A 24,958-nucleotide genomic window follows, 5' to 3' on the forward strand; every position below is an offset into this window, starting at 1 on the left:
CGCACTTTTTTAATGTTATATTACCCTTGGAAGTAAATAATAATCTGAGTCCGACCGAAGTATAAATTACCTTATTGCTTAAAGTATATCTTGATCGGTACAATTCATCCCATAAATATACATTTCAGCGACGGATTGCGCAATAGATTTAATTATGACTATCTCTGGACACCCAAAAACAATCAGCCTGAACCGGCTGCTCGTTATGAGCTGCGGTTCAGGCTGACTGGTGGATGACAACGGATTGCTTAAGAAATTACGGTCTTAACAGGAACAAATGCTGTACAATCACTGCCGCCTGCGCCCGGGAAGCCTGTGCTTTAGGCGCATAGCTGTTATTGCCTACGCCTTGAATGATTCCCGCTCTGCTCATGGCTTGAACTGCCGCCAGTGCGTATTCGGAAATGTTGGACGCATCCTTGTATGCAGCGGTTTGGCCCGAGCCCTGAAGCGGCAGATAGGCCTGCCGGGCTGCGCGGAATGCAATCAGCGCCATTTCCTCACGGGTGATGGGTGCGTCCGCACCAAAGGTTCCGTCCGGTCTGCCCAGTACGATGCCCAGCTGCTGGGCTGCCGCAACGGAACTGTAATACCAGTCATCCGGTGCAGCATCGGTGAAGGTGCTTGCCGCTTCGCTATCGTCCAAATCTAGCGCCAGCATCAGCATCTTCAGGAACTCTGCCCGGGTTACCTTCAAGCTGGGCCCGAAAGTATGGGTATCCGTCCCCTCAAGGATTCCCCTGACGGCAAGTGCCTCAATACTGCCCTTCGCCCATTCCATTCCGGCAATATCGCCAAAGATACTCTCTGCATAACCTGCAGCATATTTACTGAAATGCGCCGGACTGAAGTCCACTTTACCGGTCAGCAGGTTGTATTTGGAATTTCTGATGACCTCCGCCTGACCCTTATCAAGGATATGATAAATGACTATTTTCTCGGCTGCAGCTGCAGCCGGACGGTCGTAGTTCAGCGATACCTTCAGGCCGCCGTCAAATTGCTTCACCGGCTGCCCGTCAACGGAGAAGCCCAGTTCATAGATATTGCCAAGGTTACCCTGAACCGTAATCTGTTCACTGCCTGATTTGGCAACAGTAAATGTCAGGCTTGAGGAAGCTGATCCGGCTGCCCGCCGAATAAGTTCCGCATCCAGCCGGAAGCTGGACAGTCCCAAGTCTATCTCCACCGTCCGGATTCTCCCGGAGACGGCTTGAACCATTGCCTGCGCCGGCAGCGTCAGCTGGACGGCAGTGGTATCCGCAGGGGAGCGCACTTCAATCCGGAGTGTGTCCGTCTGAACGGCTTCCACAGCCTTTGTGATCATTATTGCGGATAGCTCTGCCGTGACTTTTCCATTCACATTGGCTGCCAGGGAGACTGTAATTCCATTGGTACCTGCTGCAATTTGCGGCTGTTTGTCTGTTGTCACGGTAGACGGCAGATTTCCGCCCGGTTGCGGGGTCTGGCTACCATCCTTGATCTCCAGATTCATCGTCCCCGCAACGCCCGGACTCTCACCAGAAGCTGCCTTCACGGTGATCTTTCCGGCAGCTATTGCAGTGACCAGACCCGTTTCCGTAATGATTGCCCTGACCGTAGAGGAACCGTCGGCATTATACACGGACCACGTAACCGTAGTACCGGTGGTGCCTACGGGCAGGACAGCCGCATGCATTTGCAGCTTTTGCCCGGTCTGCAGTACACTCACGTTGCCTGCAGAAGTGACGTTTATTTGGGTAGCAACTTTAGGAATGACCCGGATAACAGCCTGCGCTTCATGCTTAATCGGGAAATTCAGGATCCCATTCGACCCGCTGAAAGCAGCGAATTTCAGCGGCACTGAAATTTCAGCTGCCGTCTCCTTGGCCCGGAAGCTGATTTCGATAAATTCCTTGGCGTCGGTCAGAGCAACTCCTTCCGCCGCTGCTGCACTGACGCTGAGTTGCCCCGGATGATCTGCGGAGACAGGACTAAGCGTAATCCCCTCAACGAGACTCCGGGCGGAGATAAATTCTATCCCGGCCGCAGCATAATCCAGCGTAAAGTCGGCGGAGTATACCGACCTGTAGACGGAATCAGTAACATTGGAAATACCGACCCGGTAGGCAAATTCCTGCCCGGGCGACACGGTGACAGGCCCGTTCAGCGTCGCCGAAGGCAACCCGGCTGCAACTTCCTCCTGCCCGCTGATTACCACCTCCAGACCGCCGCTGATCCGGCTGCCGTCGAGCGCAGCCGCGGTCACTAGAACGGTCCCGTTTGCTTTTGCCGCAAGCAGCCCGTTCTCATCAATGGAGGCCTTAGGGGTAGAAGTCATTCCGTCAGGCTCCGTCACGGTCCAGTGCACGTTGCGGTTGGCCGCATTCTCCGGAAGCACAACTGCCTGAAGATGAAGAACGCCTTTATCCGTTTCGATCGTCTTCCTGCCCTCTTCACCACTTATAGTAATGGAAGAGACCTTCTCTCCTGGCACTTGAGATTGGCTCAAGAGGCGCACCAGCGGCTGCGGATTCCAGCCGTCGCTGCCGGCCAGCACAGCCTGAACGGTAATGGCCTGCGCCTCTTCTGCAGTTAATTGCTTGGACCAGCTGTAGCGTGCGGCTGCGTTAGCCCCCTCCCCATAGCTCATATACTCGGAGAAACGTGCCGTCCGGGAACGGCCTTCATACCATTCATGCCAGCCGCTTGGCTTGATGTGGGCTCCCATATCTGTATTGATGAAGGTGGAGCTGCCATAGTCTCTCCACGGTCTGCCCAAATCCACGCTCCCCGCGGCCACCCCTTCACCGGCAGTCAGGCGGTTATTCAGGAATACATATCCCGGTTTACCCGCTTCCGTGGAAGGAGCAGTTACATAGCCGGCACCCGCGCTTTGAATGACATTGTTCTCGAACACCGCAGCGGCGTTACCGAAGATAAAATCCACAGTCCCTTCAATATGGCTGTCCACGAAATAAGCTCTTCCTTTATCTGCGAACAGCGTATCCTGATATCCGAGCAGCTTGACGTTGCGGTATACGCCCCGGTCCCCTTCGGCATATAGGGCTACAGCCTGCCCGGCAGTCCGGCCAGCACTGTTCTGAACCGTCATATTCTCCAGCGTGAAATCTGTTGCCGCCACTTTAAGCGTATAACTGCCGCTGGTGCCCATTTCTTTGCCGTCCGGCCCTATCGTCTTGGCCGAGTCTGCGTTGACGAGCAAGGTGCCTTCCCGGCTTTCGCCGATGATGCGCAGATTCTTCTTGCCTGCCGGCACCAGCACCTTCTCTGGATACGTTCCGTTCTTCACCTTGATGATCGTCGTGAGCGTGCTGTTATCAGGTGAAGCCAGGATTGCTTCGTTGAGGGTCTTGTAATCTCCCGCTCCGCTCTGATCGACTACCATGACCGGGGCCGGAACCGCACTGACTGCCATGGACGGAAGACCTGCCGCGCCTCCGCTGCCGTCAACGGCGATTACCGCATAATCATAAACGGTTCCATTTGCCAGTCCGGTATCGGTATACGCTGCTTCACCGATCCCTTCAGCAACGACCCTATAGTCGCCGCCAGTCTCCGAACGGATAATCCGGTAGCTGCTGTTGCCTGCAGCTGCAGTCCAGCTCAGCTTCACTTCCCCGTTACCAGGTTCAGCTGCAACCCCTTGAGGAATACCGGGCTGGCCGGCGTTCTGGAACGGAACCGTTCCGGCAACATCCGATGCCAGCCCGCTGCGGGTGCCTGCGGCGGCGGCCACCTTGTAATAATATGGCGTGCCATTCGCCAGTCCGGTATCGTCATAGCTGGTGCCGCTGATCTCCGCAGCGAGCAATTCATATGGGCCTTCCGGCGACAATGCCCGTGTTACTCTATAGCTCTGCGCGTCCCCGACGGCCGTCCAGTTCACCTTAACGGCACTATCACCGGCCTGGACGGTAACTTCAGGCGTTGCCAAGGCCGTGAGCGGCTGTGCTTCCACAGGCAGTGAGTCCTCACCCTCCCCGGCAACATTGACCGCTGAGATGACAAAACGGTAAGTTTGCCCGTTGGTTAACCCTCCGATGCGGTAAGCGGTATCCTTTAGGCCCTCCGCCACCGGTTCATAGCGGTCCGCTGCTGCATTCCACTGCTTGACGGTATAGCTTTCCGCATATTTCACCGCATTCCAGCTCAGCTCTAGCTGGGCATTCCGGCTTACCGCCGCAAGCTGCTCCGGCGCGGGCAATTTCACTGCCGAAGCGGAAGGAGTTATGCTGATTTCATTGGAGTTGCCCGATTCACCGGATAGAGCCACGGCAGTAATAACGTAATAATACGTTGTTTCATTGGTGAGCTCTTTATCCACATAGGAAGTCTCCGTAATGGCACTGGCAACCGTATCATAGGGGCCGCCGGCCGTAAGTGCCCTTTTAACATTATAGGAGGCCGCCCCTTCAAGTGCAGGCCATTTCAGCTGCGCTGCTCCGTTGCCGGGAAGACCGGTTAAGCCGAGCGGCGTTGCGACTGGCTCCACGTAAACTTTCAGATTATCCAGATAATAATTGCCGGACCCGCCGCCCGGTGTTTTGGACAGGATCCGCCCGATACCATATCCCGCAAAATTTGTGGTGGTGAACGGAAAAGAACCTGCAAGCTGGTTGTCGATATAGACCTCGACTTCATCACCCTGCACATCCACCTTCAGCTTCAGGTTATACCACTGGTTCAGTGCGTAGGCGCTCATCAGCTGATGGTATTGGCTGCTCCCCCTGCTCATCGTCAGTGTGTATTTGCCCGCTGCGGCCGGAAGCGTCGGTTTGCGGCTCTCAATGGAGAACGCGGTTTTGCTTCCATCTGTACTCTGGGCCTGCAGGAACACTGAAGTGCCCGATTCCGCAGCGAACATAAAATCGGTATCAATCACCAGCGCACCTGTCATTGGCGTGAACTTGCGGATAAACTGCACATTGCCGTTCGCGGAATCATACACATTCAGCACTTGTGCCGACGTGTTCCCCTTACTTCCGGATGGTGTGGCAGACACAACCACTTTTTGCGCATCGGTCTGTGGATTCGGAGATACCTCATAATACTCGGGTGTGGTGCCCGCAGCCACCCGCTCGAAATCCTCATCCACATAATAGATATTGCCCGCTTCAGCCTTAGGCTCGGCACTCGCCTCGTCCGAATCGAAGCTTTCACCGAATTCGTTCACGGCACTGACCGTATAATAGTAGGTTTTTCCCGGACTTACATCAAGATCGGTATAGAGGTTGCCTGTGTTGTCTTTGCTTACCAGCGTATAGGGCCCGCCCGAAACCTCACTTCGTTTAATGCTGTAGGTCTTAGCAAAAGGGACAGGCTCCCATTTCAGCTCCACCTTCTTGCTGCCTCCCGCAGCTGTAAGTCCAAGGGGTGTTGCCGGGTACTTATCGTCAAGGGTTTTCAGTTCCACACCGCTGAAGCGGGAGATATTATAGCGGTTCACTTCGTTATCCGCCTTGGCAGCATCGGCGGCAAGACCCATATAAACCGTCTCTTTCAGCCCAAGGTTCACTGTGCCCACCTTGCTCCATGCCACCTTATCCGGCGAGACCAGCCCTGTCACTTCGTCGCCAAGCCGGACCAGCTTCACCCAATAAGGGGTGGTGATAAAACTATCAGGTTCCGTCCTAACTACCTTGGCCCCTGTAACGGAGCGGGTAATCAGAACTCCTTTTTTGCCATATTTCACATAAGGAATCGCCATCATAGCCATCTTGGCATCAGGCTGCAGGCTGTCACGGATCATCACTCCCGCTTTCGCATCATCATCTGTCGCCGTTACGGAATCAATCTTGGCAATCAGTTCTCCGTTGCCCTCCAGGGTCTGATAGGCAAAGTGGAAGTTATCCTCCGTTTTGACACTCTCCGAGGCGGCACCAACCAGCCCCGCTGATTTGACGGTGACCTGCCCGGTCTCTGCATTAACCGAGGTATGTCCGGCAATACCCGGATTTCCGATATCTGCTGGTGTCCATGGACCGGTACTGCCTGAGGCATTGACATGAACTGCAACATTGTCCGACTGCGTCTTAAGGCCTTTGTTGTCGGTGGCCTGAACAACGAGATAATAAGTTCCGTCCTGCACATTTTCCCATTCGAAGCGGTAAGGCGCTGTGGCAGCTTCTCCTTGCTTCACACCATTTACGATAAATTCAACCTTGGCTATCCCGTCTTTGTCGCTGGCGGAAGCCGTTAAGGTGACATCACTGCCCGCCTCCAGAATCTGATTGTTGGTTGGATAACTGATAGCGGTTACAGGATTGTCGGTATGTTCTCCGCTTGCTGTGGCCTGAACAATCAGATCATTCAGATAAACTTCAAGATTGGTGTAGCCTTCACTTGACAGCGACGTTCCGTTGCGGTCGGCAGGATCGGACGGCGACAGACCTCTTGCTGTTTCCCAGGCGTCGTCCATTCCGTCATGATCCTGATCGACCACCTTTGAAGCGGTCTCCGGGTAGTCGGGATACCCGCCAATTTCCAATGGAGAATTGATATGCTGCCCGGTACGGTTCTTTACATCATTCATCACACGCGCATCGTAGGCATCCCGGCTCGGCAAAGTGGCCCCGGCACCGGCCAGAACATTCGCATACGCATCGCTGGCCGACTCTTCCACATAAGGGTTCGGCATCACTGCCGGCTCCGCCAGCTTTGAACTGTCCGAGTGGCTCTGAACGCCTTTCCAGTTATCCGCTGTGACCTCCGGACTGCCGTCCATCACATTTCCTGCCAGATACAGCTTCGTAACCGGCGCTACTTCCCCGAATAACTGTTTATTCACGCTGCTGTAAGTATTGGGGCCATTTTTATAATAGTTGTTGCTGATATTGTACAAATAACCTTCAGCTCCGCCGCCATAGGTCGATGCGAAACCCCAGTTGTAAATAACATTGTTCGTCATTTCCGTCAGATCGACCAGCCTTGTTATCGTGGGCAGTCGGGGATTGCGGCTGGTACTATGGGCAATGAGGTTATGATGATAGCTGGCATTTTTGCCGCCCCAGATGCCGCCGTAGCCGTGCCGCCCTTTATGATGGCTGGTCATCAGCATGCTTTCTGCGGAGATCGACCATTGCACTGTAGTATTCTCGTTGTCGTACAGGCTGACCACTTCATCGACCGACCAGCTGAACGAGCTGTGGTCAATGATGATGTTCTTGTGATACCGCGAGCCGAAGGCATCATCTTCACTGACGACCCGGTCTCCGAGTCTAAAGCGCATATAACGCATAATGATATTGTCGGCTTCTATGGATGTCGTATAATCGGCTACGGTAATGCCATCGCCCGGTGCGGTCTGGCCGGCAATCGTCAGATTGGAGCCGGTGATCTTCAGCGACTCCTTCAGACGGATCGTTCCTCCCACACGGAATACGATCGTCCGGTTGCTCCCGCTTACTGCATCGCGGAGAGAACCGGGGACCGGCGTTTCGTTGCGCCCGTAATCAGCCAACGTTGTAACCTCATACACAGCCTGTGCCCTGCCGCCGGTTACATATTTGCCGCCGCCCTCTGCACCAGGGAAAGCGGGAAGCGCTTCCAAAAGTGCGGCCTCAGCAGTGCCGAATGGAACACTTGTCGCAAGGAGACCGGCTATCAGCAGCTCCGCCAACCATTTTTTCTTCATACAAAACCTCCTAGGTTATATGAGAATGCGGAGAGCTCCGGCAGTTGCCGGAACTCTCCGAAAGTGAAGCCTTCTTTATGCCTTCCCTTGATAGCGGAAATACGAGAAATCGGCGCTGCTGCCGCCGAACTGCCCCATATCATGCGCAGCAATACCTACGAAGTTGCCTGTGAAGCCTCCAGACAGGAAGCTTATATTATATTCTCCGCCCAGCGGCTTCCACGCCGCTGCTTCACCGGCGAGATACATAAACTGCGCGTTCACTTCGCTCACTTCCACTGCAATCTGTACAGTTTCACCTGCATTCAGATCAATGATGACAGGCTCGGCAGTAAATTCATCGGCCGCGCAGCGCATCAGCCGCAGCACTTTACCGCGTCCTTCTTCATGGCTGATATAGGCGTACAGATAATTATCTTCATTGAGGTACAGCAGGAGACCGGCCATTTGCAGATAGCTGGCTGGCTCGGCTTCAAGCGCTGTCTCTGCGCGGAAGCTGCTGTCTGTCTGGCGGATAGCCAGGATATGGTGCCGGAACAGGCTTTGCACCGATTCCCCGGCCCTGATCCGCAGCCATCCCGGTCTTTCCGCCAGAGAACACCAGCTTTCATCTGCCGTTATCCGCAGCGTATTCCAGTTCTTCTTCAGCACCGGACCGCTGAAATCATCCTCGAAATCCAAGGCGCGGTTCTGCTTCCCTACCTTCGTTCCTTTTGGTGCCTGCACCTCCAGCAGAGGCGTGCTGCCCCCGGAGGTCAGCCGCAGCCAGCCGTCTTCGGTCCAATATACCTGCTGCAGGGCGGTTTCACGCCCGAGAATGGCATATTCACCCTCCAGCGGACGTGTGCATAAATGTGCCATATACCATTCCCCGTCCGGTGTCTCGACCAGACTGCCGTGACCGGCGCATTGCAGCGGCAGCTCAGGATTATTGCGGGAGGTCAGCATCGGATTGAGCGGATCTACTTCGTAAGGTCCAAGCAGTGAAGTGGAACGCGCCACAGTTACGGCATGGCCGGAGCCGGTCCCGCCCTCTGCGGTAATCAGGTAGTAATAGCCGCCGCGCTTGTAAATATGCGGCGCTTCGGTCTTCTTGAGGTCGGTGCAGTCGAAGATTTTGACCGGTTCACCGATTAACCGGCGCTGCTCCGGAGCGTATTCCTGAATGACGATGCCGGAGGATTTATTTCCTTCGGTGATGCGGTAATCCCATAGTTCATTCAGCAGCCATTTCCGCCCGTCCTCATCATGATACAGCGACGGATCAAAGCCGCTGCTGTTCAGATACACCGGCTCACTCCAGGGCCCTTCGATGTCCGGGGCGGTGATCAGGTAGTTATGACAGTCCTTGAACGGCCGTTTCGTGCTCTTCACATCTGTATAGATCAGGTAAAACAATCCATCCTGATAGCTGAGCTGCGGCGCCCAGATGCTGCAGTTCTTCGGATTTCCCCTCAGATCCACCTGATGGGTCAGAATATCCGTACAATGCTCCCATTCGGCCAGATCTGCGGACTGGTACACCCGCACACCAGGCAGCCATTCAAACGAGGATACCGCGATATAATACATTTCTCCTGCCCGTACCAGGCAAGGATCCGGGTTAAAGCCCCTTAGTATTGGATTCTGTATAATGCCTGTCTTCGTGTGCTCTGAAATCATTCCCTGGCTCCTTCCGTTTGTCATGTTCCAATATCATTCTTCCAGACCGCTGAGATCTTCCTGTGAAGGGGCTACTGTCACCTGCTGCACCAGTTCCTCCGCTTGGCGCGTATTTCTGGACTGGCAGCCGCTGATTTCCACCTCTTCCCCGTTCTCAATATAAAACGCCGGCCCTTCATGATTCTCTATCGTTACCTGCCGGAAGCGGATACCCCTGACATTGCCGAGATAGAAGCCGCGGTTATTCATCTCCTGAATCCCGGACATCATCGCCGGACGTCCCGGAACGGCATTCTCCGCCATGGAGATATCGATATCGGAGAAGGTAATTTCCGAGATATATTGCTCTGCCAAACCGTAGAGAAAACCTGCTGCCGCATGAACCTGCCGCGCAGTAATATTGGCAAAATGAATCCGTCTGAAGTTTGGAGTTTCCTCCGTCACCGGATAGGGATTTTTGTCCCAGACATATTTGTCCTTGCCGCGTGGACCGCAGAAGTAATAGAGGTTCAGGATAAACGGACAGATTACGTCCTCCATCACAATGTTGCTGACACGGATGTCTTCGACCACACCCCCGCGCCCGCGTCTGGACTTCAGCCGGATGCCGCGGTCCGTCTGCTTGAACACGCAGTTGCTGATGACGACATTGCGGATATCGCCGCTCATTTCACTGCCCAGCACCACACCGCCGTGACCGTGAATCATGGTGCAGTTCGTAATTGCAATATTCTCGCAAGCAATCCGTTCCTTCGTGTCCTCTGTCCCCGCCTTAATGGCGATGCAGTCATCCCCCACGTCGATATGGCAGTTACTGATCCGCACATTCACGCACGATTCCGGATCAATGCCATCCGTGTTGGGTGAATCGGCCGGGTTGTGGATCGACAGATTATCAATGGTCACATCCTGGCAGCGGATGGGATTGACCGTCCAGCTCGGGGAGTTCACCAAGGTCAAATCTTTAAGCGTAACCCTGTTGCAGCCGTCGAAGCTGATCAGCTTCGGCCGGGGATACTGCAGCTCTTCGGGGGAATTGCGCTGCTTCTCCCACCACGGCCCGCCGTTACCATCCAGCTTGCCGCCGCCGGTCACTGACACATTAACCAAGTTCATGCCGAAGATGCAGGAAGCATGAACCCCACGCTTCACTCCCTCCCAGCGGGACTCCACTACTGGATAATCCTCAGGGTCCGAGCTGAAGGAGAGGATAGCACCGGGGCTTAGACGCAGTTCGATATTGCTGCTAAGAATGACCGCGCCTGTACGATAGGTGCCGGAAGGAATATATACAGTACCGCCTCCGGCTTCGCTCGCCGCTTGAATCGCCCCGGCAATAGCTGCCGTCGACAGCTCCGTGCTGTTCTTGTGTGCTCCGAAGTCATCAATGCTATAAAATGACATATGGCTTCACCTATTCCTTCCCGGCGGCCGGACGCTGCAGGAATTCGTACTCCCCGCAAGCGAGCAGGAATGCGCCAAGCCCTTTTTGATCATTGGTGATGATCGGCTCACTGATATAGTAGGCGTAGCTGCCATCTCTCCGGTCATCCCCGCCGAGTCCGGCGACTTGGCAGTTTTTGTTCAAGTTAGCCCAGCCGCTGTTCGTCACAAGCACAAATTCCGCGATCAGCCCCTGATAGGCGCGGTCCAGCGTTTCGAGCCAGCTGTTATCCAGCAGACCAAGCCGGATGCCCTTGGCGATCGCATAGGTAATCATGCTGGAAGCGGAGGCCTCCAAATAGTTGCCTTTGCGTCCACCCTCATTGACAACCTGATACCATACCCCGCTGTCTTGATCCTGATACTTGCGCAAAGTGGAGAGCGTATCTTGAAGAATACTCACCAGCGTGCCGTAATCGGTATGTTCGGCAGGAAGCATCTCAAGCACATCGGCCAGCGCCATCACATACCAGCCCAGGGAGCGCCCCCAGAAATTCGGTGACAGTCCGGTTTCAGGATCGCACCACGGCTGAACACGCTGTTCATCCCAGGCATGATACAAGAGTCCCGTGTGTTCGTCCTTGGTATGGCGCGCACAAAGGATGAACTGGCGGGTTACATCTTCCAGACCTTTCCCTTCTTCGAAGGCGAGCAAATGCTCCAGATAGAAGGGTGATCCCATATACAAGCCATCAAGCCAGATTTGGTAGGGATAAATTTTTTTATGCCAAAATGCACCTTCCGAGGTCCGGGGATGCGCTGTGATTTGCTTTCTTAACAATGCGGCTGCCTTTTTGTATTTCTCCTGGCCTGTTTCCCGGTGAAGAACGAACAGCAGCTTTCCGTTATTGAGATGATCAATATTGTATTCTTCGAGCCGGTAGCCCTTCACTGAACCGTCTTCCCCGATGAAATAGTCCATGTTTTCCTGAATATAATGGTAATACTTCGCTTCACCGGTCTGTTTCCACAGCAGTTCGAAGCCCTTCAGAATAACACCGTAATCATAAGACCACTTGCCCTGATACCCTTTGTCCTCATATAATCTAGGCGTCCGTTCCATGATGGAATCCGCCATCTTTACAGCCCAGTTCAAGTTTGCTGAAGATTTATTCGTGTTTGCCATGTGTTCCTCCTTGGTTGGATAAAATACGGTCCTATCCGCCATCATCGGCGGATAGGACCTCTTTGCTATGCTTAATTCATAGTTCCGGCAGCTTTCGCTGCATTAAGGGTTAACTGCTTTGTAAGCAGCTTCGTATTCGGTAATAATCTTGCTGCCGCCTGATTTCTTCCACTTTTCAATCTCGGACTTATAGCCGTTCAAGTCGATTTTACCGAGAATATATTTATAGGTGGCATCCGTAACAATCTTTGTCAGCTCAGAGCCTTGGGTTGTGTGGGTCTCAGATTCCAGCGAAAAGGCAGGATTAAGTACCCCATACTTGGCATTTTCTTCGATCAGCCGCTCGGCTTCAACCTTGAGCGGATCCGAATCATGAATCTTATATCCGGTTTCTTTTACACGGGAGGACGCGAACGGCTGCACTTCCTGCTGCCAAAGATCGGCATCTTTAATAGTAACAGCCATATCGGCATCCACCGTATAATGAACATCCTGAATACCGTAAGTCATGAGGGCGTAGATTTCATCGCTCATGGTATCGTTCACAAATTGCAGAATACGCTTCAGCTCTTTCTCATCCTTAACTTCCGATTTCGGGAAGGACAGCAAGCCGCCGATGCCGTTGGCGCCCGCCCAAATCGCACGGTCCGCTTCATTGCCCGTTGAGGTGATGTCATTGACCATAACCAGCTCCATGTTATCCTGGATACCCTTGGACATTTTCATCAGGTTTTTGCTGTCAAACAGAGCACCTACATAAATTCCGGCTCTACCTTGTGCAAAGTTCTGCTGCTGGTCGGTTTTGGCCGTTACGGCAAAGTCTTGGTTGATGTAGCCGCCTTCATACAAAGCTTTCATATAATCCATGGTTTTAATGTAAGATTCCGTATCGAACTCCGGTGTCATCTTGCCCGCATCATCCACAGCCCAGATGTTTGGTGTTCCGAAGTAAGAGCCTAATGTTTTGAACGCTCCGTAGACGAGGTCGCTGCGGTCCATAAAGCCGGTTGTATCCTTTTTGCCGTTGCCGTCCGGGTCCTTCTCCGTAAACGCTTTCGCAACTTCCATCAGTTCGTCTGTAGTCTTCGGCACTGCTAGACCCAGTTTATCCAGCCAGTCCTTGCGGATAACGACACCATTTCTGGCTACCGCTTTCTGGAACGGGATGCCATATAGCTTTCCTTCGATCGAGGCCGAAGTCCGGGTTTCCTGGGAGATCGCCGCCAGATTCGGGAATTCATCCAGATAAGGACTCACTTCCCAGAACACGCCCGCTTTCAAGGCATTGCGGACCGAAGAGTTATCCAGGATCGTCAGGGTGACCATATCCGCGAGGGAATCAGAAGCGAGTGCGGTATTGATGCGTTCTTCTTTGGATGGATCCGGAACCCAGGAGAATTCAATTTCCGTATTCGTCAATTCTTCAATTTTGTTCAGTACAGTGTCTGTTGGCGGTGATGCCGTATGCAGCATGTTCATCCAGCTAATCTTGGCTTTGGCAGTCGTTTCGGCTGCTCCGGATGAATTTGCCCCTGCATTCGTAGCTTCAGCCTGGCCGTTATTAGCGTTATTGTTGTTACCCCCGCAAGCTGTGAGCACAAGCCCGCTGCACAACATCAAAGCTGCAAGCTTCTTGTAATTGCGATTCATGTACACTACCCCTTTTATACATAATGGTGTTGCTGTATCTTCCACCCCCGCCAAGAAGGCGGAGGTTGAATTCAGTGTGTATTGCTTAATATACGCCGTCTTCTCCGACCTTCTTAGCCAGCTTGTTTGACAGCATGACAAGGACGAGACCAACCACGCCTTTGAACAGGCCGACAGTAGTACTGAAGCTCAATTGGCCATTCTTGAGACCGGCGGTGTATATATAAGTATCGAAGATTTCGCCAGCTTCGCGGTTCAGGGAGTTGATTAAGAGATACATGTGCTCAAATCCAAGATCCAGCGTATGTCCGATTTTCAGAATCAGCAGGGTGATGATTACCGGGCGAATCGCCGGCAACGTGATATGCCAGGTTTTGCGCAATCTCCCTGCACCATCCATCTCCGCAGCCTCATATAATTGGGTATCTACTACAGTAATGGCTGCCAGATAGATAATGGTCGACCAGCCAAGCTCTTTCCAGATGATCTGTCCGATATACACGGTGCGCAGCCACTCTGGCGAAGTCAGGAAGCTGATCTTCTGTCCGCCCATCGCGGCAATCATCTCATTCAGTACCCCGCCGTCCACATTCATGAATACATAAGTAATGGAGACAATGATAACCCATGACAGGAAATGCGGGATATAAATGATGGTCTGAACCACACTCTTGAACATTTTGTTCCGGACCTCATTCAGCATCAGCGCCAGAATAATCGGCAGCGGGAAAAAGATTACAATATTTAGCGCAAACAAGATGAGTGTATTGCGCAGCAGCATAAAGAAGGTTGGTTCCGTAAACAAACGGACGAAATGCTTGAACCCCACCCAAGGACTTCCCGTGATGCCCAGATACGGCTGATAATCCTGAAAGGCGATAATCATTCCGCCCATAGGCAGGTACTTAAAAATTACAAAATACAAAAATCCCGGCAGTATCATCAGATACAATAGCTTGTGTCTTTTTAAACTCAGCAGGCTGTGCGGGGTTCGCTTTCTCCTCACCGGCGCAGCGTTCAACTCCATAGTGACATTTGCCTCTTTCAATGTTCGGCCTCCTTGATCGCGTTTCTTTACGATTCCCAGATTACGGTCATTTGCTGATTACGTATATAATCATTAGTTACGAAGGAGGCTCGAACCGCGCTGTTATGCTGTTTTTTTAGCTTCTACCCCTTAATGGGATTACTATAATACATAAAGATCATGCCCCCTATCAACCCGTTTTTCTAACCTAAATAAAGCCATTGCTAATGATTATATACGGAATACAGCACCCCTGATAAAGTTTCATTGAAACGATTACAAGGAGGAAAACCGTATGGCGCAATCATCATTCAAAAAAGAATCTCTGGGCAACCGGCTGTTTACCATAGTAAACACCACCCTGCTGTCACTCATTTCACTCATCTGTCTTTTACCCTTTATCAATGTATTTGCCAGTTCCTTTGCCTCAACACAGGAAGTAGTGGAGAAGAGATTCATTCTGTTCCCGACCACCTTCTCCCTGGATGCTTACCGCTATATCCTGTCAACATCCACGATCTTTAAAGGCCTGTCCGTATCCATTGGAGTCACTCTGGTAGGTACGGTGGTAAGTATGGTTCTTACAGCTCTGATGGCCTACGGATTATCCCGCAGATATTTATATGGAAGAAACCTCATCAATTTTGTTGTGGTGTTCTCCATGCTGTTCAGCGGCGGTATGATCCCTACCTTCCTCGTTGTTAAATATTTCGGACTCATTGATTCTTACTGGTCGCTGATTTTTCCTGTGGCCATCAATGCCTTTAACCTGATCATCATGCGCAACTTCTTCCAGGCGCTTCCGGACAGTCTGGAGGAGTCAGCCAAGATCGACGGCTCTAATGATTTTGGCGTATTCCTCAAAATCATGCTGCCGCTTGCGCTGCCTTCGATTGCGACCCTCTCCCTGTTCTACGGGGTGGCTTACTGGAACACTTACACTACCGCCCTTCTATATATCACAGACTCTGTGAAATGGCCGATTCAGGTGCTGCTGCGCCAGATTGTTATCGTCTCCAGCGGGATGCAGGGAGAGAATACTTCAGTCGATGTCATTCCTCCTCCACAAACGATCAAGATGGCAGTTATCGTTGTTGCCACCGTTCCGATGCTGATTGCTTATCCGTTTGTGCAGAAGCACTTCACGAAAGGTGCACTGCTGGGCGCGGTAAAAGGCTGATATGCTATAAGCTTCGCCTTCTCACAACCTACAAGCAACGAAAACAGCCAGTCTCCGGCAACCGGAGACTGGCTGTTTTCGTCTATTCCACCGCCTACTTGTCCTGTTTCATTGCGCGGTATGCACCGGGTGTCACATGCTCCTTCTTGCGGAAGGAGCGGATGAAGTTCTGTGGATTATGATATTGCAACCGCTCAGCAATCTCCTTAATGGTCATCTCGCTCTCCACCAGCCATTTCTTGGCCATTTCCAGCCGGTAGTTCATGACATATTCACTGAAGGTTACACCAAATTCCTTCTTGAAGATGCTGCTCAAATAGTTCGGACTGTAATGCAGACGCTCGCCGATAATCTCCAGCGACAGCTCCTGATCAAATTCGGCGCGCACAATGGCGGCAATCTGGTCGGAGAGGCTGCGGAATTGGCGGGTCGTCTTCTCCTTCATGCTGGTTACCATCGGCCGGATGACTTCATTCACCAGAATGCGTTCAATCTCCTCCGGATTGCGGATATCCAGCAGCCGGTGATACAAGGCATAATTGTCCTGAGTCAGCAGCACCTCTACGCCAATCAATTGTTCCAGCTGAATCAGATTATTCACGAACCGGATCAGGGTAACTTCGAAATTGAGCGGGTTCTTGCTATACTTCATCATTTCGCCAAGAAGCGGGTACAAGGATCGCGATACCAGCTCCTCATCCCCGAGCCGGATGGCGTCGAACAGCTGTGATTCCAGTTCTACCGGATAATGCAGCAGGACAGGACCTGAAATAACCGTTGCTATATCTTCATAAAAGATAATCGACTCTTTGCCCAGATTCAGACGATGATGCAGCGCCTGCTTGCTCATTTCGCAGGCTTCCTTGCTGGAGGCCAAATCCTGATAGAGATTACTAATGCCGACACTGACTGACAGCTTCAGGATATCCCTGACTGTTTTGATAATTTTCTTCGCATCCTCGAGCGCTTGCTTCCGGTGTTCCTGCTCATTCATTCCCTCATAGATCAGAATGGTTGCCTGCGTCCGGTCATTCAGCAAGATCGGAATCATTCTCCGCGCTTTCGGAATCAATTCCTCCACCAGCTTGTTGACTGCGACAAGCAGCAGATCCTTGTCGCTTGCCTGCCGTTCCCCGTAATTATCAAGCTGGATCAGCATCGTGGAATACAATGAATCCTCCGTGGGGGAATAACCGAAGCGGGACATATTAAGCTCCAGCTCTTCGGCGGTAATCCGGCTGCGGAACAGGTTCAGCATAAACTGCGTTTCCAGCTGCGGCAATTCTGACTCCAAAAGTCCCTCCAGACTTTCCTTCTCCGACAGAATCGTATCAATTGAATTGATAATCCAGTCGATCTCATTCTTGTCCTCCGGCTGGGTGCTGACCGCCAGCCTGCGCTGAATCTGGCGGATCGGCTTGGTGAAATGCACGGAGATTACATAGGCCACCACAACAATTAGCAGGGTGATCACCACTCCCAGGATGATTAAGCCGAAACGGGTCGTGGCCAGGGCATCGGAGATTTCCTGCTGGTCCAGAAGCGTGACATAAATCCAATTATTATAAGAAGATTTGGCATAAATGGCTTCAACCTTTTGATAATTGGCTTTCTCCAGGGCTACTGTCCCAGTCTGGCTTTCATTCTCGGCAATATTGGTGATGCGTTGCATTTGCCCGCTGGTCAACAGGTTCTTCCCGGTTGCCGATTCATACAGCAGTTCACCCTGCCGGTTCAGAATGAACACTGTGGTGTTGTCCTCCGTCTGCAGAATATTCCGCAGTGTCTGCAGCGAAATATCGGCTAGGCCAATCGCCTGCTTGTTCTGAGAGAATACAGGAAGCGTATTCACAAAACGGATTCCTTTATCCGTCTTGATCCAGAACAATCCCTTGTTCTGATTGTTGATATAACTTTCGTACAGGTTCTTCCGATTTTCCTCTGTTAGAAGAGAAAGGCTTCCATCAGAAATTTTCCAGTCTTGCACCAGACTGATCAGCGAATATTTTACGCCGACATCCATCCCCATCGTAGCGATATAGTTGAGCTGGGAATTGATATCCCGGTACGCCTGAAAGTCCTCCTCTGTCATCGGATTGTTGACGACCTCGCTGAAGGAACTGGTCGTACTGTAAGTATTGAAGGCATACTCTATGGTTTTAATTTTCTGCTCCAGCGTATTTTTGATTTGGGTGATTAGACTCTGCTTGCCGCTGGCAACACTATCAATAACCGAATGAATCGTCGTCAAATAAATATAGCTGCCGAAGCTGATGACGAGGCCGATGCCCAATACCAGAATCGGAATAAAAATCTTATAAAACATCCTGCCCTTTTTCATAGATAGGCTCCTTCAATAAGTAATCATTTTCAATTATAGCGTTTTCATGAATCGAAATCCAAGGATTTTTAACGTGTGCATAACACCCGCTGAACCTGCAAGCTTCTTTCCTGCCTAGACAGGAAAAGGAAACATCCCGCCCAAAATAAAAAGGCTCACCGTAAGCCACCGGGAATCTTGATTTATCGAACTCATCTAATCCGAAAAAAATTATTTATCGGATTCACACATCCGGCTTCGCGAGCAGTTGAGAATTGGATCAGAACACTCAGATCCTTGATGCGCGGCGTTGTACGTTTGAATCCGAAATCTCTATAGGCTCCCGGGCGGGGTTTCTTTGGAAATCCTGCGGGAGGGCAGCTGCGCTCACTCTGCTGGTGACCAAACTGCCTCCCCCGCCACCATTCTCCTCGTAACGGACTCCAGAGAAGCTATTTGCTGAAATCGGGCTAATGGCGGAGTCTTGCGGACCCCAGCGGCCTTATTTGCTTATTTTACTGCGCGGCAGCTGCATTTTTGCTGAAATAACGTCTCTGCGGTCCGCTTGTATCAATAATTGGCTTTTTCCGGGACAATAGCGTCTCCTCAGTCCGTTACAACTTACAGCGTCTCCCAAAGCAACGTTTCATCTAGAACTAATTTGCGCTTTAGAAACTAGAAGCCTGAGTGCTTAGAACCTCAGAGTCTTAGAACCTCAGAATCCCAGAACCTCAGTTCCTCAGCTCCTCAGCAGCCCCTTACAATCTCATAGCCAATCCTCCGTAAGCAGCTTTCTCAACGTTTCCACCTGGTCTCGGCCAATTTTGGCGGCGATCTCCGCCTCGATGCTCTGCTTGATCTCCAGCATGCTCCGGCAGACCGCAATACCTTTAGGTGTTAGCACAATATGCTTGTCACGGGAGTTCCCTTCTACCACTGCGGTTTCCACATATCCTTCAGCCAGCAGAACGTTAATCGTTTTTTGCGCACCCTGGCGGGATATGCCGATCTGCCTGCTGATCTCCGAAATTGTGAGCATGCCATGCAGCTCCAGCTTCGCCAGAATATGTGTCTCAGTCTTGTTCAACTGCTCACCGCTGGTTTCATTTACTTTTTCCCGCAGAGCATTATGCTTCTCACTGACTAAATCTATCAAGTTCAAACCAAGGATATAGTCTTTCATAAAAAAGGCCCCCAATATAAAGATACAACTAAAATAAACAATCAGATTGAATTTTTGTCAACTAGGTTGACAATATTTCCGCCCACTGATACTATGAGTGAAGTTTGAAAAACTTAAATGTTAAGGGGTTTGAGCAATGGGCAGAAACAAGAAAGAAGCTTTAGTATTCACCTGTATGATGTGCGTGTTGATGGTCGTAGGAATGAGCTTTTACAACGTGATGTTAAACACTGGCTTAACCCATACCTTATTCCGTGATGTTGCGATCGGTCTACTTCCTGCACTCGTCGTCGCCTTATTCTGTGATGTTGTCATCGTCAGTAAAGCGGCCAAGGGTCTGGCCTTTAGATTGGTTAAACCGGCCGATCCTATGATTAAAAAGGTGATGTTCATTTCCTTCTTCATGGTCTGCGGTATGGTGCTCTGCATGTCCCTATATGGCACACTAGCACACTACGGATTCGGAGACAACTTCCTCCGTCACTATCTGTCCACTGCCGGACTGAACATCATTTGCGCCCTGCCGCTACAGCTGATTGTTGTAGGGCCGCTAACCCGTTTCCTGTTCACCAGGATCTACCCGGTAAACAGTGCTGTGCAAAGCGCATAGGCTTTGCTTAATTGCCCGGCACCTTGGCTAATAATGGGTATATATTCAGAGCATTTCAAGAAAGGATATCCGTCATGCTTAACAAAAAGGACGGTGTCTCTCTTGTTATTCTAGTCGTGGTGCTTGTGCTCATCCTTTTCCTTCAGGCCATGATTACCTATGCCGAATCCCTCCTTCTGCGCAAGGAGATAAAGGGCGAAAACAGCAAGCAAATTTAAATTCTCTATCCTTGCTTTCCAGCAATAAAAACAGTCCCGATGCCTATGATCTGCATCGGGACTGTTTAACGTATTACAAGTAATTTCTACTGCGCTGAATATACATTCAAAACTCAATAAGCCATTGTTGACGGGCTTCACCGGTTTGAGGAGCCTCTAACGTCAGCTTCGAACCATCCTCAGAGACAGCCAGCGCCAACTGATTATGGACAGAGAGGATGGATGCTGAACCATCCCCATTCTTATGGATGATCCAACGCTGATTATTGTAACCCAGATAAGCATAAAGCTGAATTGAATTGTGTTCTGTGTTCAGATCAAGGGCTTGACCCGAGGCCGTACGGATCGAGTAGGAATCAGCGTCATCTCCCGTCGGCACGAATACCCACTTCTGATCAGATATCTCATTTGCATCCCGGACCGTTACGGCTTCACCCTTCACCGGATTTGCTGTATAAATGGATTTCCGGAACGTTTCGTTCACCAGGCTTGATGTTATCAAGTTCTCCGTTGCTGCCCCGTTCACATTAACATTCTGGTAGGAGACAGACCCTCCGAATACATGAAGTCCAAAATGGCCTGCTGCAAAGGTTCCGTCCTTCAGATCTATTATTTTCTGCCCGCCCAGATACACCACAATATGAGGTCCGTCCGCTTGTATCTTTAAACTATACGTCCGGTCCGGCAGAATGAAGGCTGGAACCTTCGCCAGAACCTGCCGTTCTTCAAAACGTCCATCGATTTTGTAGAACAGACGGATTGCCTTCATATTAGGATCCAGATTCAAGTAATAGCCGCTGCGTCCGTCCGGACTTGCACGGAACAGAAGGGAGCCTGCACCTCCCGACTTGCCAAGTTTCATCTCGGCTTCATACGAGAAGTTTCCCGCCTTCTCCTCAGCAACATAATTTGCGTCGCTGGAGTGACTTCCGCGAATTCCATCCCCGCTAACTAGCCAAGAAGCCTTGGACACATCTTGCGTCCAGCCGCTGAGGTTGGTATGAAATGTTCCGCCGAACACTTTCACATCAAAACTTGCGGATGCCTTTCCATTCGGTGTAGATACTGTAATGATAGACTCGCCCGCTTTTTTCGCCTCAAGGGTTACACGGGAATTGCCTGCCGCCTTTATGATTACGGCATCTTCATTGCTGGACTTCCACTTCAGCGGCTGGGCGCCGTTGCCGGGTCCGTTTTCTACGATCACCTGCACTGTTTCGCTTTGCCCAACCCCCAGTTCACGGTCACTGGTATCCAGCACAATCCGGGTTGCCGAACCCGACTCAGGATTCCATACCGATCCAAGCTTATAGACTTTCAGAGAAACAACCTTCACATTGCCGCCCTTGCTATAGAAACTCATTGCCCTGCTGGCCGGGTCCGGAAAAATGACCTCGGAGAACACGGACTTCCCTTCATTTACAAAAACCTCAACCGAAGATTCATCCACCAGAATCCGCAGCTTGATTTGGCCGTTCTCTGTCGGCATTTTCGTTTCATGTCTCGTACTGAACAGGCTGGAGAAATCTGTTTCCCCGGAAAGAGAGCGGTCCACAAACATTGTGCTCCCGCCCGGCTTATAACCTATAACTGTCTTCTGATCCGCTCCCTCACGTACGTTGAAGCCGAACTCCGATACGCTGCTGCCGGCGGAAATCTCCAGGGTAGCTTCAATTTCATAGGCACCTGAGGTCATGCCTTTCAGCAGATTAGGAGAAGAAGGACTGACCACCTTGTTAGCTGCGGAATAGAGTTCACTGCGCAGGGATTCCAGCTCCTTCACCGGACTCTGGGCCAGACGAATTCCGTCTTGGGTGTTGATTAGGATAACTTCTCTCGGGATCGTCAACTCTCCCTTCCAGTTAGACGTGGGAAAGGCGAAGGGATAATCCCAGTTGGACATCCAAGCCAGCATCACTCTGCGGCCGTCTTGCATATCAGAGAAGGACATGGATGCATAAAACTCCTTGCCGGCGTCTGTCCTCAGCACGGTTCCAGCCGGGTTGTCGTTCACGAATTTGCCTTCCTTAGTCAGGCTCCCTACAAAATATTCCGCATCTGAACCCCCTGTTGCCGGGTTCGCTCCTGTACTAATCATTAGAACCCATTTCTTCTCTGTCGTTCCCTGTACAGTAAGTGGAAACAAGTCGGGGCATTCCCACACCCCGCCACGGACATAATCCCCATAACCCCAATTATCGGTCAAGGTCCAGTCGAGCAAATTAGTTGATGTGAAAAAGCGGATATGATCACCGCCCGATACCACCATGACCCAGCGATTATTCTCCTCATCACGGATCACCTTGGGATCACGAAAGTCCCATCCCCCGGGTTCTTCTCCGTTCTTTCCGGGGTTCTCAATGACAATTGGACGATCCTTGGCAGTTTCCCATGTCCGTCCCTGATCCTTGCTGTAGGCCAGACCTATACGCTGGTTGCCGTTAGAGGCATCCGGATTAAAGGAGGTGTAGTAGGCAAGGAGGCCTTTGCCGCCTGAATCCGAGAACATACCGGAGGCATTCTTCAAATCTGCCACAGCAGACCCGGACCAGACATGTCCGTACTCATTCCATGGAAGGGCAATCGGCAGGCGTTTCCAGTTCAGCATATCTTTGCTGACGGCATGAGCCCATGTGCCTCCATCCTGATGAAAGAGATGATATTCCCCTTCGAAATAGACAAGCCCGTTCGGATCACTAACGGCCCCGCGGATCGGCGTATAATGATACTGGGGCCGGTATTTTTCATTATTGTAACTGCCAGCGTCCGTAACATAGGTGTCCTGAAAGTAAGCGGTTCCATGATTTACGACAAGTCCGGCGTATCCGGTAGCGTAAGAACTGTCGTTAACATCTATTGCTGCCGGAGTATACCCGTCCACGAAAATCTGAATCCGGTTCCCCTTCGCCTGCACTTCCAGCGCATGTTTTGCCCCCGCTGGACTCGGATAAGTCCGCTTGGAACTGGCAATTACTGTGCCGTTTGCTTTTGTTAAAGTGACATGTACCTGATTCCCTTCTTTCCCAAGAGAGGCTTCATATCCCTTAGCACCGTCAGAAGAGGAACGGAAGGCCAGGCCTGCAACAGCAGCGGAACGAAATGAGATCACTCCTTCATACACCAGATCAGCAGCTTGCCTGCTATAGATCTGCAGCGCCTTGCTCTGATTTACAGAGATCCCTTTTTTACCGCTGATATCCGGCTGCCACTGTCCCTGACTTGCCAGCACCGTATCCAGATTCCCCTTCAGATCGCTTATGTTAATGTTTTGGAACAAGGCCGCTCCACCCGAGACCTGGAGTCCAAGCCGTCCAGAGAGATGTGCATTGTCCTGGATATCAATCACAGGCTTGTATTGATTCCCCCAATACACTTTCAGTAGGGCCCCTTCCGCTTTCACTTTAAGATGGTAGATTTCACCTTGTACCAGGGAAACCTTACGTTCCTCATGCAATTTACCTTCTCCGCTGCTTCCGTCTTTTAAGCGGATAAGTCCGGCATCCGGTACGATTTGCAGCATGTATGAACGCTGACCCTCCTCGCTGGAACGGAAAAGCAGCGCAGCCTCCGGCTGCCGGTCCTTGATCATGACATCAGCCTCATATATAAAATCATCTGCTGACGTTTCGGAAATCGCCAGCACTTTTTCTTCAGGATCGGATGTCAGCAGAAGCCCTTCTGATGTATCCTCCAGCTTGCCTTTTCCGGCTGTTCGCCATCCCGTCAAGTTTGTAGCTGTTTTGGTAACGGTTTCAGAAATAGAAAGCCCCTCCTTTATCAGTCTGCCGGACTTCTGCTCTGCCGGTGCGGCCCAGACTGTATCCTCATTAACGGCAACAATCCCTGTTGAAGTTATCATGACTCCCGCAGCCAACAGAATGGTTAGTGTAAATTTTGATTTCCGGTTCATCCTTTACCCTCTCTTCCTGTAAATGATATGTCGCTCTTACTAAGAGCAAGGCCGGCCAATTACGCATCATAACTGGCCGGCCTTATCTTTTGCTGTATTATATAGAAGAAACTCGATTATTCCATGCTGTGAGTCCCAATGCCAAAGCCCCGCCTAACCCCGCCTGCTGGCCAAGGCCCGGAGAAACAATGTACTCCTCCATATGGTCCAGTATGGCACTTGAACTGACATATCCGTTCAGGTTCAGGAGCACAGCCTCCCGGATGAGCGGGTACAACTGAGGCTGCTGCATAACCCCGCCGCCCAAAATTATTTTTTGCGGAGAGAGCAGTAGAATAGCATCCGTTATGGACTGGGCGATGTAGAAGGCTTCCATCTTCCAGGCTCTATGATCCACCGGAAGCTCGTGGCCTTTCTTCCCCCATCTGGCTTCAATAGCAGGACCTGCCGCCATCCCTTCGAGACAGTCCCCATGGTAAGGACAACTACCAACGAAATCATCTTCAGGATGGCGCCTCGTCAACAGATGCCCGCCCTCAGGATGTACAAGACCATGAACTAATTGGCCTTCCGAATACACGCCGATGCCAACGCCCGTGCCTACCGTAATGTACAAGCAGCTTGACAGGCCTTGAGCAGCCCCCCATTTTACCTCGCCATATACAGCTGCATTCACGTCAGTGTCGAAGCCGAACGGGACCGGAAAGGCTTGCTTTAAAGTCCCGAGCAGATTGTAATTCCCCCACCCCGGCTTAGGTGTTGTCGTAACGTAACCGTAGGTCGGGCTGTCTTGGCGGATGTCAATTGGACCAAATGATCCAATCCCCATCGCTTCTACCCCTTTGTCTTGAAAATACTCTATGACTCTGGGCAAGGTCTGATCCGGATGTTCGGTCGGAAAGCTGATCCGATGTTCAAATCTCCCGTTTTCATCCCCGATCCCGCATACGAATTTCGTCCCGCCTGCTTCAATCGCTCCTATACGCATGTCACTTA

At 51.4% G+C, this 24,958-nt stretch carries 13 protein-coding genes; 3 read left to right on the forward strand and 10 right to left on the reverse strand.

The genetic code is table 11. The annotated features are described in order from the left end of the window. Positions 1 to 256: 256 nt before the first annotated feature. The 6 genes from MHI45_RS13000 to MHI45_RS13025 form a co-directional block, all read right to left on the reverse strand. Positions 257 to 7,633 (reverse strand): pectinesterase family protein, encoded by a 7,377-nt coding sequence (locus tag MHI45_RS13000; protein WP_341119102.1) that lies wholly within the window; start codon positions 7,631 to 7,633, stop codon positions 257 to 259. A 75-nt stretch (positions 7,634 to 7,708) separates the two neighbouring features. Further along, positions 7,709 to 9,295, reverse strand: a complete 1,587-nt coding sequence (locus MHI45_RS13005) for a glycoside hydrolase family 43 protein (protein ID WP_076113184.1) — start codon at positions 9,293 to 9,295, stop codon at positions 7,709 to 7,711. A 33-nt stretch (positions 9,296 to 9,328) separates the two neighbouring features. Further along, entirely contained in the window at positions 9,329 to 10,699 is a 1,371-nt protein-coding gene (locus tag MHI45_RS13010; protein ID WP_076113185.1) for a glycoside hydrolase family 28 protein, read from the reverse strand. 10 nt (positions 10,700 to 10,709) lie between these two features. Next, positions 10,710 to 11,864 carry a glycoside hydrolase family 88/105 protein gene (locus MHI45_RS13015; RefSeq protein WP_076113186.1) on the reverse strand — a complete coding sequence of 385 codons (1,155 nt, stop codon included), beginning with the start codon at positions 11,862 to 11,864 and terminating at the stop codon, positions 10,710 to 10,712. Positions 11,865 to 11,966: 102 nt separating this feature from the next. Continuing rightward, complete coding sequence (locus tag MHI45_RS13020; protein WP_076113187.1) at positions 11,967 to 13,514, reverse strand: extracellular solute-binding protein; 1,548 nt, start codon at positions 13,512 to 13,514, stop codon at positions 11,967 to 11,969. An 85-nt stretch (positions 13,515 to 13,599) separates the two neighbouring features. Next, the gene (locus MHI45_RS13025; protein ID WP_076113213.1) at positions 13,600 to 14,541 is read right to left on the reverse strand and encodes an ABC transporter permease; all 942 of its coding nucleotides are present in this window, start codon (positions 14,539 to 14,541) and stop codon (positions 13,600 to 13,602) included. A 295-nt stretch (positions 14,542 to 14,836) separates the two neighbouring features. Between MHI45_RS13025 and MHI45_RS13030 the strand changes: the two genes are divergently transcribed. Continuing rightward, positions 14,837 to 15,721 carry a carbohydrate ABC transporter permease gene (locus MHI45_RS13030; protein WP_038596286.1) on the forward strand — a complete coding sequence of 295 codons (885 nt, stop codon included), beginning with the start codon at positions 14,837 to 14,839 and terminating at the stop codon, positions 15,719 to 15,721. A gap of 94 nt (positions 15,722 to 15,815) precedes the next feature. Here the strand turns inward: MHI45_RS13030 and MHI45_RS13035 are convergent, their stop codons facing one another. Both MHI45_RS13035 and MHI45_RS13040 read right to left on the reverse strand, forming a co-directional pair. Beyond that, positions 15,816 to 18,062, reverse strand: a complete 2,247-nt coding sequence (locus tag MHI45_RS13035; protein ID WP_076113188.1) for an AraC family transcriptional regulator — start codon at positions 18,060 to 18,062, stop codon at positions 15,816 to 15,818. A gap of 745 nt (positions 18,063 to 18,807) precedes the next feature. Further along, positions 18,808 to 19,224 carry a MarR family winged helix-turn-helix transcriptional regulator gene (locus tag MHI45_RS13040; RefSeq protein WP_076113189.1) on the reverse strand — a complete coding sequence of 139 codons (417 nt, stop codon included), beginning with the start codon at positions 19,222 to 19,224 and terminating at the stop codon, positions 18,808 to 18,810. 136 nt (positions 19,225 to 19,360) lie between these two features. On the opposite strand from MHI45_RS13040, the gene MHI45_RS13045 reads away from it, so the two are divergent. Then, positions 19,361 to 19,834: a DUF2798 domain-containing protein gene (locus MHI45_RS13045; protein WP_341119103.1), complete on the forward strand. Its 474-nt coding sequence runs from the start codon at positions 19,361 to 19,363 to the stop codon at positions 19,832 to 19,834. 74 nt (positions 19,835 to 19,908) lie between these two features. After that, a complete protein-coding gene (locus tag MHI45_RS13050) occupies positions 19,909 to 20,052 on the forward strand; it encodes a hypothetical protein (RefSeq protein ID WP_179091829.1) in 144 nt (47 codons plus the stop codon). 106 nt (positions 20,053 to 20,158) lie between these two features. Here the strand turns inward: MHI45_RS13050 and MHI45_RS13055 are convergent, their stop codons facing one another. Both MHI45_RS13055 and MHI45_RS13060 read right to left on the reverse strand, forming a co-directional pair. Continuing rightward, the gene (locus MHI45_RS13055) at positions 20,159 to 23,962 is read right to left on the reverse strand and encodes a GH32 C-terminal domain-containing protein (RefSeq protein ID WP_341119104.1); all 3,804 of its coding nucleotides are present in this window, start codon (positions 23,960 to 23,962) and stop codon (positions 20,159 to 20,161) included. A 97-nt stretch (positions 23,963 to 24,059) separates the two neighbouring features. After that, a complete protein-coding gene (locus tag MHI45_RS13060; protein WP_341119105.1) occupies positions 24,060 to 24,950 on the reverse strand; it encodes an ROK family protein in 891 nt (296 codons plus the stop codon). Positions 24,951 to 24,958 lie beyond the last annotated feature (8 nt).

This window comes from Paenibacillus sp. FSL H3-0321, from assembly GCF_038002865.1.
Classification (GTDB): domain Bacteria; phylum Bacillota; class Bacilli; order Paenibacillales; family Paenibacillaceae; genus Paenibacillus_AQ.